Source organism: Streptomyces griseoloalbus, assembly GCA_014650015.1.
GTDB lineage: Bacteria > Actinomycetota > Actinomycetes > Streptomycetales > Streptomycetaceae > Streptomyces > Streptomyces griseoloalbus.
Genome location: BMUD01000008.1, coordinates 290540 through 303697, shown reverse-complemented (window position 1 = coordinate 303697; position 13158 = coordinate 290540). Strand labels below are relative to the sequence as shown.

The 13158-nt window shown below is 71.9% G+C and carries 16 protein-coding genes and 1 pseudogene; 16 read left to right on the top strand and 1 reads right to left on the bottom strand.

The genetic code is table 11. The annotated features are described in order from the left end of the window. Positions 1-11: 11 nt before the first annotated feature. The 14 genes and pseudogenes from IE178_RS15260 (at position 12) to IE178_RS15200 (ending at position 11982) form a co-directional block, all read left to right on the top strand. A complete protein-coding gene (locus IE178_RS15260) occupies positions 12-509 on the top strand; it encodes a hypothetical protein (RefSeq protein ID WP_193512637.1) in 498 nt (165 codons plus the stop codon). A gap of 183 nt (positions 510-692) precedes the next feature. Continuing rightward, the gene (locus IE178_RS15255; RefSeq protein WP_193512636.1) at positions 693-1421 is read left to right on the top strand and encodes a hypothetical protein; all 729 of its coding nucleotides are present in this window, start codon (positions 693-695) and stop codon (positions 1419-1421) included. A 157-nt stretch (positions 1422-1578) separates the two neighbouring features. After that, positions 1579-3366: a type IV secretory system conjugative DNA transfer family protein gene (locus IE178_RS15250; RefSeq protein ID WP_193512635.1), complete on the top strand. Its 1788-nt coding sequence runs from the start codon at positions 1579-1581 to the stop codon at positions 3364-3366. Positions 3367-3589: 223 nt separating this feature from the next. Then, positions 3590-4813 carry a DnaB-like helicase N-terminal domain-containing protein gene (locus tag IE178_RS15245; protein ID WP_193512634.1) on the top strand — a complete coding sequence of 408 codons (1224 nt, stop codon included), beginning with the start codon at positions 3590-3592 and terminating at the stop codon, positions 4811-4813. A 119-nt stretch (positions 4814-4932) separates the two neighbouring features. After that, positions 4933-5043, top strand: a pseudogene (locus tag IE178_RS35965) (DNA cytosine methyltransferase); the annotation flags it as partial. 121 nt (positions 5044-5164) lie between these two features. Further along, complete coding sequence (locus IE178_RS15240; protein WP_369075346.1) at positions 5165-6061, top strand: DNA cytosine methyltransferase; 897 nt, start codon at positions 5165-5167, stop codon at positions 6059-6061. A 93-nt stretch (positions 6062-6154) separates the two neighbouring features. Next, a complete protein-coding gene (locus IE178_RS15235) occupies positions 6155-6754 on the top strand; it encodes a DUF4913 domain-containing protein (RefSeq protein WP_193512633.1) in 600 nt (199 codons plus the stop codon). Continuing rightward, a complete protein-coding gene (locus tag IE178_RS15230) occupies positions 6751-7527 on the top strand; it encodes a glycosyl hydrolase (RefSeq protein WP_193512632.1) in 777 nt (258 codons plus the stop codon). The genes IE178_RS15235 and IE178_RS15230 overlap by 4 nt, the downstream gene beginning before the upstream one ends. Then, entirely contained in the window at positions 7524-8000 is a 477-nt protein-coding gene (locus tag IE178_RS15225) for a type II toxin-antitoxin system RelE family toxin (protein WP_193512631.1), read from the top strand. The genes IE178_RS15230 and IE178_RS15225 overlap by 4 nt, the downstream gene beginning before the upstream one ends. Continuing rightward, positions 7997-8665, top strand: a complete 669-nt coding sequence (locus tag IE178_RS15220; RefSeq protein ID WP_193512630.1) for a hypothetical protein — start codon at positions 7997-7999, stop codon at positions 8663-8665. Before IE178_RS15225 ends, IE178_RS15220 begins: the two co-directional genes overlap by 4 nt. After that, on the top strand, positions 8662-9489 hold the full coding sequence (locus IE178_RS15215) for a large ATP-binding protein (RefSeq protein ID WP_193512629.1): 828 nt from the start codon (positions 8662-8664) through the stop codon (positions 9487-9489). The genes IE178_RS15220 and IE178_RS15215 overlap by 4 nt, the downstream gene beginning before the upstream one ends. A gap of 23 nt (positions 9490-9512) precedes the next feature. Beyond that, on the top strand, positions 9513-10358 hold the full coding sequence (locus IE178_RS15210; protein ID WP_193512628.1) for a winged helix-turn-helix transcriptional regulator: 846 nt from the start codon (positions 9513-9515) through the stop codon (positions 10356-10358). A gap of 113 nt (positions 10359-10471) precedes the next feature. Continuing rightward, positions 10472-11422 carry an SPDY domain-containing protein gene (locus tag IE178_RS15205; RefSeq protein ID WP_193512627.1) on the top strand — a complete coding sequence of 317 codons (951 nt, stop codon included), beginning with the start codon at positions 10472-10474 and terminating at the stop codon, positions 11420-11422. Positions 11423-11493: 71 nt separating this feature from the next. Then, a complete protein-coding gene (locus IE178_RS15200; RefSeq protein ID WP_193512626.1) occupies positions 11494-11982 on the top strand; it encodes a hypothetical protein in 489 nt (162 codons plus the stop codon). Between the two features lie 4 nt (positions 11983-11986). Here the strand turns inward: IE178_RS15200 and IE178_RS15195 are convergent, their stop codons facing one another. After that, positions 11987-12250, bottom strand: coding sequence for a hypothetical protein (locus tag IE178_RS15195; RefSeq protein WP_193512625.1), 264 nt, complete (start codon positions 12248-12250; stop codon positions 11987-11989). A gap of 217 nt (positions 12251-12467) precedes the next feature. Between IE178_RS15195 and IE178_RS15190 the strand changes: the two genes are divergently transcribed. Then, positions 12468-12815 carry an SPDY domain-containing protein gene (locus IE178_RS15190; protein ID WP_193512624.1) on the top strand — a complete coding sequence of 116 codons (348 nt, stop codon included), beginning with the start codon at positions 12468-12470 and terminating at the stop codon, positions 12813-12815. A gap of 69 nt (positions 12816-12884) precedes the next feature. Next, positions 12885-13097, top strand: coding sequence for a hypothetical protein (locus IE178_RS15185; RefSeq protein ID WP_193512623.1), 213 nt, complete (start codon positions 12885-12887; stop codon positions 13095-13097). The last annotated feature ends 61 nt before the right edge of the window (positions 13098-13158 follow it).

Below are 13158 nucleotides of genomic sequence, written 5' to 3'. Positions count from 1 at the left end.
AAGGGCTTCCCATGGCCGTGAAGACCATCTGGCCGATCGATCACACCTGCGGTCACCATGCCGACCGCGACCTGTCCGACCGACCGGCCGACCGCCGGGCGGGCTTCGCCGAATGGCTCGCCAGGCAGGAGTGCACCGACTGCTGGCGTGCCTCCAAAGAGGGCGACGAGCAGAACAGGGCCGCCTGGCTCAAGGCCAAGCGCGCCGAGGAGCAGGCCGCGTCCGAAGCCTGGTCCGAGCAGTACCGGATGCCTCCCCTGGAGGGGACCGAGCGAGCCGTCGCCTGGGGTGTGCGCTGTCGCCACCAGATCCTGACCGCCGCCTACACCACGCTGGTCACCGAGGGCGAAACCAGCGAGGCGGAGTGGGAGGGGATCGAGGAGAGCGCTCGTACCGTCACCCGCGCCGGGTGGTGGATCGATCAGCGTTCCTCCCAACCGGACGACCTCACCGAGCTGCTCCAAGCCGCTACCGGGGCCGACCGGCCGGCCGAGAACCCCTACTTCTGACCGACCGGGTGCCCCGCTGCGGCGGGGCACCCGCCTCCTTCCGCCACTGGCGCGCCGGGGCCCCAAGCTGCCTGCGGCTTCTACCAGCGATCCCCGGCCGAGCCAAATCCCGGATGCGCCGGATTCTCTCCCTGCTGCCCCGATCATCCGGGTCCCTTGTTTTCCCCGAGCCCAGGAACCTTCTTGCCTACACGTTCGATCACCATAAAGTCCGAGCTCAACGGCAGCGTCGTCGCCAAGGGCGCCACCGACGGCCTCTCCGCCCAGCTCCTCAGGCACGCCGGTTTTCAGCAGATCGACGACTGGCACGGCCGGCGCCATCGTCTTCCCACTACCACCCCACTCGCCGACAAGGTCGCCATCGCCACCCACGCGGCTGAGATGCTTCGCGCCGCCCGTTACGAAGTCGATCTTCCGCCCTCTCTCGACACGGTCTGGATGAGCTCTCCGGTGCATCCGCTCGGGCTCTACGCCGCCGGCGCGGAACTCCTCAGGATCACGGACCGGATCCGGGCGGCCGAGAACGGGGCCGACCTCCAGCAGGCGGTCGGCCACCTCCTTCACCCCGAGCACGGTGCTCTGGGGCGTGTCCGGGAGGCGCTGGAGGCGGTGGGGGAACAGGTCAACGACCTGGACGAGGAGGCGTACGCACTCGCCGATCGGTTCGGCTTCGCCTCGGAGTTCGTCAGCTCGGCGCAGTCCGAACTCATCGACTCCGAGGCCGAGCTGCGCCGCGTCGGCACCGCGTCAGAGGTGAACACCGCGGCACGGACGCTGCGCGATCACCGGAGTGCCGCTCTGGCCACGTCGCCCGCAGCGGCCAAGGCCAAGGTCTCCTCGGCGCCCGGTTCCGAAACGGCGCGGCCCAACGCGGCCGGACACTCGCCGCGCCTCTCGGGCCCCCGGCGGTGACCCAGGTCGTCTTCGTCACCGCCGGCCTGCCACGCGCCCCGCCGGCCGCCCTCGCTGAAGCGTTTCCGTTCAAGCCCCCAGGAGTAGCCCCATGCGCTGCACGAGAGCCGAGCGCGCCCCGCCCCCGCCCGCTCGCTCGCACACCCAAGGAACCGCCGTGCCCTCCCCTCGCACCAGCGCGCCCTCGACCACCGCCGGGTCGGACGCGCTCCTCCACCTCCTGTTCGGAGTCCTCGGCGCCGCCGTGGCCTTCGGCTCCCTCGCCTGGCTGACCGGAAACCTCACCAACACCCTCACAGGAAACGGGCCGTGGGCCCCGTTCCACGCCACCGACGCCCTGCTGCACCCTGACGTGCTGTGGCCGAACCTGAGCACCACCGCGCTGCTGGTCGGGGCCCGCGTCGTTCCCGGCATGCTCACCATGGCCCTGATTACCACCGGAGCGGTGCTGTGGATCCGCTGGCGCGGCGCCTCCAAGTCCGGCCTCGCCCGCAAGGCCGACCTGGCACCCCTGCTGGACAAGGAAATCGTCGCCAAGGCGAAGAGTCTGCGTCCGTCTCTGGGCGGCCTGGAGGGTAAAGAGGTAGCCCCCGCTGACCGCGGCATCCTGCTCGGCACCCTCGACCCCGGTCGTGCCGAGGTCCGCGCGTCCTGGGAGGACGTGATCGTCGCGATCATGGCTCCGCGCTCCGGCAAGACGTCCGGGCTCGCGATCCCAGCGATCCTCTCGGCGCCCGGCCCGGTCCTGCTCACCAGCAACAAGGCCGCGAACGACGCCTTCACCGCCACCGTGGACGCCCGCGCCGAGGTCGGCACAATGTGGACCCTCGACCCCCAGCAGATCGCCCACCATCCCCGCGAGATGTGGTGGGACATCCTCGCCGACGCCCGCGACCTCGCCGGAGCGAAACGCTTGGCCGGGCACTTCGTCACCGCGAGCGTGGACGAGTCCAGCGGCTCCGACTTCTGGTCCACCGCCGCGAGCAACACCCTCGGCGCCCTGTTCCTGGCCGCCGCCAGCCACCGGCGGCCGATCACCGACGTCCTGGCCTGGCTCGCCATGCCGGCCGACCGCACCCCGGTGGACCTGCTCACCGACGCCGGCCACGACGCGGTCGCCGCCCAGCTCCAGGGCACCGTCTCCGGCGCGACCGAGACCCGTGACGGCATCTACGAAACGGCACGGCAGTACGCGAGCTGCCTGCTCGACCCCGACGTCGCCGCCTGGGTCACGCCGGACGAGGACCTCCCCGAGTTCCAGCCGTTCGCCTTCGCCACCTCCCGCGACACCCTGTACCTGCTCAGCAAGGACGGCGGCGGCAGCGCCAGCGCGATCATCGCGGCGGCGGCCGATGCCGTGATGCGGGCGGCCGTGATCATCGCCGAGCGCTCCGGCGGCCGGCTCGACCCGCCCGCCCTGTGCGTCCTCGACGAGGCGGCGAACGTGTGCCGCATCTCGGACCTCCCGGACCTGTACAGCCACCTGGGCAGCCGGGGCGTGATCCCGATGACGATCCTGCAGTCCTACCGGCAGGGCCAGCGGTGCTGGGGCGAGGCCGGCATGGACGCCCTGTACTCCGCCGCCACCGTCAAGATCATCGGATCGGGTATAGACGACGCCGACTTCGCCGACCGTCTCAGCAGGCAGGTAGGCGACCACGACGTCCAGACCACCTCGGTGTCCACCAGCGAGGGCGGTAAGTCCACCTCGGTGAGCATGCGCACCGAGCGGATCCTGCCGCCGGACGCGATCCGCGCCCTGCCCAAGGGCAAGGTGCTGCTGCTGGCCACCGGTATCCGGGTCGCCATGCTCGACCTCAAGCCCTGGTACAAGGAGCCCTCCGCCAAGGTGGTCGGTCCGGCCTCCGCCCGCGCCACGAAGGCGATCACCGAGCGGGCCCTCGCGAAGAACATCGGCCACGACGACCTCGGGCTGTCAGCATGAACGCGCCCACGCCGCGTCCCCGGCGGCTGCCTCGTTCTCCGGTAGTTCTGCGCAGCGGTCAGTGGTGGCTGATCGGAAGGACCGGCTCGGTCCCCGCCTCGGATCCCGCCTTCACCACCGTCCTGGACGACTTCGCCCAGGCGATGGCTGCTGCCGACCGGGCAGTCGCCGGCCTCCGCCTCCGGCAGAGCGAGCTCTCGGCACCTGATCCGGGAGACCGTCGATGAACCCGCTGCTGAGTGCCGAGCAGGCGGTTCTCGGTGCCGTGCTCCTCGACCCCGACCAGCTCTCGTACCTGGACTGGCTCGCACCCGATCACTTCTACCGGCCCGTCCACCAGGCGCTGTTCGGCGCGCTCCGCAAGCTCCGCAGCGACGGTCACCCCGCGCTCTCGGCCGATGGTCCGGTGCCGCTGTCGTGGGTGACCGACGCGGTCGACGAGGCCGGCCTGCACGTGCGAGGGCTGACCGCGGCGTACGCCCACACCCTGGTCCAGGCGTGTCCACGCACCGAGCACGCCCCGGTGTACGGCCGCATGGTGCTGGAGGGGGCGATCCACCGCACCATCGCCCAGCACGCGATCCGTCTCCACCAGGCGGCTCGGGCCGACGCCGTCCAGGGCGAGGTCGAGGGAGCGCTGCGTACGGCGGACGTCCTGAACGGAGTGCTCACCGACCTTGCGCGCCGCTGGGGCACCGACCCCCGTCCGGCCGCGCCCACTGGTGCGCCCACTGTCGCCTCGGCCGTCCCGCCGCCGGTCCAGGCCGACCATGTCGCCGAGGACGAGCGGTTCCTCCTGGCCGTCCTCACCGAGCAGCCGAGGGCCATGGACGAGGTGGTGGCCTGGCTACGGCCGGGTGACTTCGCCGACCCGGCCCACGGACAGCTCTACCGGTGCCTGAGCCCGCTGCACCACCGGGGCGAACCCATCGACCGGATCACCCTGCTCTGGGAGGCCCAGCGGCGCGGCCTCCTGGCCGACGGCACCCTGTCGAGCGAGCGACTGACCGCCGTCTGCGACGGGATGGTCCCCGGCAGCGCCGACTGGTTCGGGCACCGGGTGATGCGCTCCTCTCTCACCCGCACCGCAGCCGCCTCCGCGCGTGCCATCCGGGCCCTGGCTAAGGACGAGGCCCTGAGCCCCGGCCGGCTGATCAACCACGCCCTGCACGCGCTCGGCCCGCTCGACGAGGTGCGTGCCCGCTGGGCGACCGCGAACGGCAGCCCGGCTCCGAAGCCCAGGGCCTCCGCTCCGTCAGCGGGCGGACCGCCTCCCGCCCGGGTGCAGGCCGCCCGCGCCCGCAGCACGCCACACCCAGCCGCATCACCCCCAACCCTGACCGGCCCCGACCCCACGCCGGCCGCCGCCCGGCTGCCCTCGCGCGGCCACCCCTCACACCTCACCACCCAGCACACCTCCCCTTCCTCTTCAGGGACTTCGCGTTGACTAACACCCCTCCCTCCGCTGCACTGGCCCATCGCGCCACGACGTCGGCCTTCGTCGCCTCGGCGCGTCCCCCGCTGATCGGGTCGCTCTGCTCGGGGTACGGCGGCCTCGACCTGGGCGTGCAGTCCGCCTTCGGTGGCACGCCGGCCTGGCACGCCGAGGTCGATCCGAACGCCTCGCGCATCCTGGCCCGCCACTGGCCCGGCGTCCCCAACCTGGGCGACATCACCACCGTCGACTGGCTCGCCGTCCCGCGGGTGTGTGTCCTGACGGCCGGCTTCCCCTGTCAAAGACGTCTCGGTCGCCGGCCGCCGGGCCGGACTCAACGCCCAGACCCGCTCCGGGCTCTGGCTGCACGTCGCCCGTGCGGTCCAGGCCCTCCGACCCTGCCTGGTTGTGATCGAGAATGTGCGCGGCCTTCTCACCTCACTCGCCGGTGCCCCTGGCGGCGTGGAACCCTGCCCGTGGTGTCTGGGAGACACCGCAGGTCAGCCTGCTCTGCGGGCACTCGGTGCCGTACTCGGATCCCTGGCCGACATCGGGTACGACGCGAAGTGGCTCGTGCTTCGCGCCTCCGACGTCGGGGCCCCGCACCGCCGCGAGCGCGTCTTCCTCGCCGCCTGGCCCACCGGACATCCTGCTGAAGACGCCGACCAGCAACATCGGCAGGAACGGCGGTTCGCAGCATCCGTCGAAGAGGAAGAGCGGGGGTCACGGGCCGAACCTGGCCGACGAGGTCGAGTGGCTGCTGCTGCCGACCCCGAAGGCGTCGGACGGGACCAAGGGCTCGCCGAACCAGCGGCACGGCAACGGCGACATGACCCTACCCAGTGCGGCGGCGTCACTGCTGCCCACGCCGAGGGCCGGCGACACGGGCACACCGGGCCGCCGTCCCGGGGAGGGATGGCGAACCCCCTTGTCGGCGGTGGTCCTGCCGCTCTGGGCGGAGGAGTCGCCGGAGGCCGGGGAACAGACCGGCGATGGGGAGCGTACGGAGCCGCCATCACCCGATGGGAGAGGCTCACCCGTCCCGCCCCGGCCCCCACGGACGCGGCTGGTCGGCTCCGCGCGGACTTCGTGGAGTGGATGCAGGGCCTCGACGCCGGCTGGGTCACCGCCACCCCGGGGCTCGGGCGTCCGGCACAGCTCACCGCGCTCGGGAACGGCGTGGTCCCGCAACAAGCCGCTCGGGCGTTGCAGTTGCTGGCACCAGCCTTCCCTCGCTGTCCCCGCTGCGCGGGCGAGTAGCGCTCCACTACCGCGTTTCTCCGGCCGGACCAACCCGCGGTTTCTCCGGATCCTCTCGGGCATGTCGCCGTCCCACAGATGGAGCACACCCCCATGCCCGACACCAGCCCGACCACCCCCGGACCCGAGCCGTTCCGCGTCTCCGACGGAGACCTCGACGACCTCGCCAGCACCCTCGCCAAGACCATGGCCGAGGTCAGGCAGCACGGCTTCCTCCTCGACCGCCTCGGCTCCGAGCCCGAATCCGCTGCCGGCCAGCCGGCGGACGAGGCCCCGGAAGCCGAGGCGGCCGACGACAGGCAGGCCGACGGTCCCGCCTCGGTGTTCATCCTCGCCCTGGGCGGGGAGGCGTACGCCGTCGAGCTCGCCGCCCTCAGCGACTGGGTGAACCACCTCTTCCTCCCGGTGTACGGCCGGGAGATCAGTACGAGCCGTCCGTGGTGCGCGCAGTGGCACGAGCACCCCGAAGCCGTCGCACGGCTCCACGCGCTCTGGCTCGCCTGGCAGCAGTTCACCGACACGGAGGCCGGCCTGTCCGGCCCGTCGACCTGGCACCGCGACCACCTGGACCAGACGCTGGCGCACCTGCGTGCCCCAGACGGGCCCTTCGCGGCCTGCACGACGAGCGTGAGCCGCCCCAACCATCGTGTGCTGGCCATCCCGGCGCCCGAGCAGACGGTGGTGACGGCGTGAACGCCTTCGACTTCGACCTCGCCGACCTCGTGCCCGCAGACGAAACCTCCGAGGAAGCGATGGAGGCTTTCCGGGCCGGCGACCTGACGGTGCTGTCCCAGCACCACACCGCGCCTAACGGCTCCCACAGCTTCGTCCTCGCCCACGACCGGTCGGTCACGTGGGGGGTGCCCGGCGAGCCGCAGCTCGTTGCGATCGCGGTCGCACGGGATCTCAGCCGGTCCACGTTCACGTTCGAGACGAGCCGCCACGCCACGGCGTCCTTCGCCCAGAACTGGCTTGCAGAACGAGGCTGCCCGCTCGGTCGAACCGCTCTGCGAGGTGGCGACCACGCCGAGCCCGCCGACGACCTCACGGTTCAGGTGGAACAGCAGATCCAGAGGTCGGGCACGCGCTACGAGGTCCTCGACACCTGTACCTCCGACCACGACCCCAGCGAGGCGTGGACGCTTGTCCGCGACTCCCGCGCCGCCCAGGCACCGGTTCGTCTCTTCCACGAGGAGTGGGACCACGACGCCGGCACGTACACGGTGCGCGAGGGCGCCTTCGCCGACGTCGGTGCCGCCCAGACCTGGCTGGACGAGCGCAGCGGGCCGCTGCCCGAGCCACCGGAGTACAGCGATCACGACGGCGCCGTCGTCCGGGCCCGCATCGCCCGCATCGCCCTCGCCCGGTCGGCCGGTGCCTCCGCGACGCCGCGGACCGGCCTCGACGCACCCCGCACGACCCCGGCGGGACCGGTCCGGCGTCCGGTACGGGGGAGGCTGCTGTGAGCCACGCCCGCTTCGCCTTCGCCGCGCACCCCGACGCCATCGCCGACCTGCGGCGACTCCCCGACGAAATTCGCGACCTGGCGCTGCTGGAGCTACAGAACCTGGTCCACGGCAGCGACGACTGCCTGCCGTTGAAGGGGCGTCTCGCCGGCTTCCACAAGGTCTACGTCGACCCCTCCGTCGCCTACCGGATGGTCATCCAGTTCCGCCCGGCCCCGCCGACCTCGACCCACAGGCGCGAGATCTACCTCGTCGCCGCCGGCAGCCGCAAGGACTACGCGGTCTACCACGCGGCCCACCTGCGCACCGGCCCCCGACAGAACGTCGAGACGGATTCCGCCACGGAGGCCCGCGTGCAGGCCGCCCGGTCCCGGTCGTCCGCCACCCTCGGCCGGCTGACGGCAAGCCAAGCAAACCCTCCGACAACGGCGCCTCCCCCGGCTGCTGCGCCCCGAAAGGTTCCCCAGCGATGACCACCGACCGCGCCCCGCTGCCCCGTACAGAGCTGGCGGACCTCCTCACCGATGCCGCGCAGAGCGTCTCCGTCATCCTCACCGCCGAGTACCCGACGGCCGCCACCCGCTCCTACCTGCACCCCGTGCTGGGCGCGCTGGCCGCCGGGCCCCGGGTGGTCGGCGAGCTGAACGACCGACTCGAAGAGTTCGTGGCTGCCGAGCCGCGCCCCGCCACGCCGGCGGGCCTGTTCGCCCTGGCCTCCTACGCCTCCGCGCTGGGGTGGCTCACCGAGTCCCTCGCCGAGCTGACCGCCTCGGTCGACGAGATCTGCACCCGCGTAGGCATCCCCACGGAGCCCAGCAACCCGGCCGTCGCCACGTCCGGCGACACCGAGCGGGACGACGAGTTCGACTTCGCATTCAGCGCACTGGAGCTGCAGGCGATCCGCACCGCGGCCGAGGCCGCCGGTCTCGCGCCGGACGACTACGTCGAGGTCCTCTCCCAGTCGCTGCTCGCCGCTTCCCGGATCACCGACGCCTGCATGGAGATCTCCAGTGGCCTGCTCGAAGACGCCGCGTACGTGCTCGACGAGGCAGGCGACCAGATCTGGCTCGGCGACGGGCCCAAGGGCCTCCCCACGCTGGTCCGCTCTTTGCTCGCCCGGATGGAGGCGGCGGAGTGAACCCGTACGACGCGACCACGCACCCCGGAGCCCACCTCGTCGCCGAGACGCTCGGCGTCACCGACGTCAGCACACTCAACACCACGTACCGCCTCGGTGATCCGCTGTACCGGGCTGTGACGCAGGTGATCGGCGCTGCGTACGAGTTGGACGAACTGCACAGCCGGGTGACGCACGCGGCCAAGGACGCTCTCCGGCTACTCGAACCCGTCGGTCGCGGTGAACTCGACGGTGCGCGGGTGTCGTACGCGCTGCTGCGGACCGCGGTCCCCGGACTCGGAGACCTTCTCGCGCAGCAGGACCGGGCCTACGGCCAGCTCCTCGCGTCCATCTCCACCTACCGGCGTCTTCTACCCGCGCCGGATTCGGCTCAACGCTCGACGAACAAGGGCCCAGGGCCAGCCCAGAGGACGACTTCCGACCGGGATGACGACTGGGTCGTCGCGAGGGAGCGCCGACTCGTGGCTCTCGAAGCCGTTGAGGCCGGCGACGTCCGGTTCCGCCGGACCGCGATCGGCGAGGACGCGTACGTCTCGCGGGAGAAGACCCAGCGACAGGCCCCGGCGATCTGGTCAGAGACCGTGCAACGACTGGTCTCCGAGGGGCTGTTGCACCAGGACACCAGCGAGAACCTGTACCGGCCCGGCCAGCTCCTCTCGCTCACACCGCAGGGCGAAGCCGCCCTGCGTGACGCTCGCGCGACGACGACCCGTGTGTCCGCCGCCCTCGGCCGCAGCACCACCCCGGCCAGCTCCGGCGCCCTTGCTCGCTCAGCCGTCGCACCCGTCGCCAGGACGCCCCCCACGTCCTCCCGCTCCCGCTGACCCCACCCCGACAGGACGCCACTATGCCCGCCCCCGCACAGCCCCCCACCTTCTCCATCGCTGCGATCGACGCTCAGCGCGTCGAGGATGCGCTTGCCCGGATCGGACCGAAGTGGACCACCTGGTCAGCGATGACCCTGGCCCAGGAGAACCGTCCCATGCGCGTGCGCGACGTCGCCGCCCAGTTCCCCTTCCTCAGCGAGCAGTTCGTCGGCAAGCGGCTGGCCACGATGCACGCTGACGGACTGGTGACGCGAGACGACGACCGTCGCGGAGCGCCGTATCAGCTCAGCGCGCTCGGCACGTCTCTGGCTCCCGTACTGCGCACGGTGTCGGACTGGTCCCGCGCCCACCTGCCGCAAGGCCGGATGGCCGAAGCCGAACGTGTCGAGGACGCCCTGCGCCGGCTGCGTCCTCGGCACTCGACCGCCGTGATCCAGGTCCTCGACTCGGGCGGCGGCCCGATGCGGTTCGTGCACATCGTCGAGAAGGCCGGTCTGGACAATGGCCTCGCGCGGCAGCGGCTCCTCCGGCTTCAGGCCGACGGCCTGGTCGCCCGGACGGGCCCTCGACACGGTGACCCCTACGTGCTGGCCGATGCTGGCCAGGCGCTGGGGGCCGTCTACGCAAGTGTCGAGCACTGGAGCGAGCCCGTCGCCCTGCGGAGGGCCGCGTCGGTCCCACGTCCGGCAGCGACGGCCACGCGCACCCGCACCAGCGTCCCGCTGGGGGCGGGGACGGACAGTGCCCGGACCGCGGCGGCCCTGCGGCGGAGCGCCGCCGCGCCGAACGTCATGTTCAGCCACGCGCCCCAGCCGCGGGTGTTGGCGGCCCTGACCGCCCAGCCGGCACCGGGCCGGAGTCGGTGACGTCGTGAGAACCAGAAACCACTCGTCACTGCCACGGCGTCCATGTGCGCTCAGCCGCTCGTCCTGCCGCGCACGCGGGCGTGTTCCCCTCCTTCACTTCCGGAGCCTCGACCATGCACGCCCCTGATGACCCGAACCGGTACCAAGAGGTGCTGGTCAGCCCCATGTATCTGGCCGGCTTCAACGGGACCGGCGAGGCCGGCTTCGCCCCCGTCGCCCACTGGCCACACCACTACCTCGACGAGGGGCCCTGTCAGCTCCTCGTCACCTCGCCCGACCAGCGGATCAGGATCGGCTGGTTCGGCGACGACTTCGAGCTGTGGAAGATCAGCGCGGCTACCGAGGCCGCCTCCGCCACCCGCTGGACCGCCACCTTCAACCACGTCACCCCGGCCGAGATCGTCGCCGGCCTCACCACCGCGCTCGCCCACGACTACGCCGAGGCCGACGCCTACGAGAGCAACGGACGCTTCCTGGCGCACCCTTCGGTCTACTGGACTGACGCCGTCCGGCCACTGACGGATGCCGGCTGGACGCGCGGCGTCCCCGACTCGCCCGGCACGATCGAGATCGTCGCCCCCGACGGCCAGGCCGGCGCCGTTATCGACAGGCGCGACCACGGCCCAGACGACGAGACCGTCACCCTGTGGGCTGGTCCACCGGGGTGGGGCACTCGGGCGAAGGCCGTGTTCACCGCTCGCACCCCGTCCCACCTGATCGCCGCGACAGCGGCCGTGATGGCGGAGTCGGCCCCGGTGATCCGTGAACGGCACCAAATCGACCAGCGGATGCAGCACCTGGTCACGATGACCCCGGTGGCCTCGGTCATGCCGACCGCCAATGCTCAGGTCTCCCGCGCTCCGACCCCGCTGGACGTACGCCGTACGGCGGTCACCCAGGCCGTCCACCGTGCCACGCGGGCTCCGCGCACGGCAGCCGATCTCCGGGTGATGGCCGCCCGGAGCCGCTCCGCGGGTGCGGTGCAGAACCGCTCGGGCAGCCTCACGCCCACAACCACCGTCCGGCTGCCGACCGGTCCCTCGGCGTCACGGCACGGCCGCTGACTCCGGCCGCCCCGGGCCTCTCCGGGATACCGCACCACCCGAAACCGTCCCTGCACAACGGGAGTTCCGTCATGCCCACCACCACCATGCTCGACCAGGCGACGACCATGATCGAGGAAGCCTGGGGCCGGCCCATCGAAGCTCTGGAGGTCCTCGCAGTCCGCCGCCCCAGCGAGGACCCGCTCCTGCGCTCGGCCATGCACATCCGTACGGCCCTGGCCATCACCGACAACGCGGTGACCGCCCACCAGGACCGTCTGCACGCTCTGACCCGACGCGGGTACGTGCCGGACTTCTACGAGCTGGACCGGATCACCGAATCGGCGGCCAGCCTCCGCGTCGCCCACGCGGAGAGCCGTGCGTACCTACAGGCGATCAGGCGTGTGGTCGAGGCTCGTGAGGCCGCCGTGCCCGTGGCCGAGGCCCCGGCGGTCCGGCTGGCCCAGGCCGCTGTCGCCCGCTCCGGGCAGGCACCGCACGCCTCGGGCCGCGTACCCGAACCGTCGTCTCCGTCGGCCGTCGTCGGGCCACCGCTGCCCACCACGGGGCCACGTCGCTGAACGGTCAGCGCGGGCCCTCGTCGCGGTGGGTGTCCTCGACGCGGAGGCCCACCGCGCGGGCCAGCTCCTCCATCGTCAGCTCGACGCGCCGGCCTTCCGCGATCCGGTGCTCCACCAGTTCCTCGTCCGGCCACCGGTCGGGCTGCGCCCCGACGCCCCACTGGCCGTCGGCGACCATCGCGATGTCACCCACGGTCCACGGCCGCCCGGCTGCGCGGATCTTGCGCTCCAGCCCGGCACCGTCCCGGTGTCTGCTCGCCTCGGCCATTCCTGCTCCCCCTTCGGTCCCGTGCGGCCCGTCGCCGCAACCCCGGTACGACAACCGTGGCCGCCGATCCATTCCCGGCCTCCAGTCACCCGCTGGCAACCTCGAGTTCGCCCACGGCAGACGTCATCCCTGGGGAAACGACTACGTACTTCGGGATGCCGCATGCCAACGTACGGGTGTCGGGAAAACCGCAGGTCAACGAAAGAATCGTCCAACCGTGAGCACCTCCGCCACCCTCCTGCCCGCCGTCGTCCGCCCCGCAGCGAACGACCACCACTGGCTCTCCTCCGACCACTGCGCCGGTCCGGTGCTCGATCTCCTGGGCGCCCTGGGTTGGGCGATCGTCGACACCCAAGAGGCCAACGTCCACGCGACCAGTCCCGACGGCCGTGTCTACGTCGGCTGGCTCCCCGAAGACCCGGCTGCGTGGAAGCGCGACATCGTCTGGCACGTCCGGGCACAGCCCGCCGACGGCGACCCCTGGGTCCAGGAGTTCGGTCTCCACACCCCGTCCGAGGCCGTCGCCGGGTTCCTCGTCGCCCTGGTCGCCCATTCCTCGCGCTGACCGCCGGGCAGACCCCTTCGCCCTTCTTGCCGGCTGCCTCGTCACCTCCCACCGCTCTCGGAGATTCTTTTGCCCCAGTACCTGACCGTCGGCCACCTGCTCCGCCAGCTCCAGGAACTCGACCCCGACCTGCCGGTCCGCCTCGCCGTCAACCCCGACTTCCCCTTCGCCCACTACGTGGGAGCCGACGTCGTCGTCCGCGATGGAATGGCGTACATCGCCGACGACGGACAAGAGGGCTACCTCCCGGTGGGGGCACGCGACGCCCTCGCCTGGACCTGACCAATTCCTTCAACACCACGGAGGCTCCTATCTCGTCGCGGTCTCACCCCTCGCTTCTCCT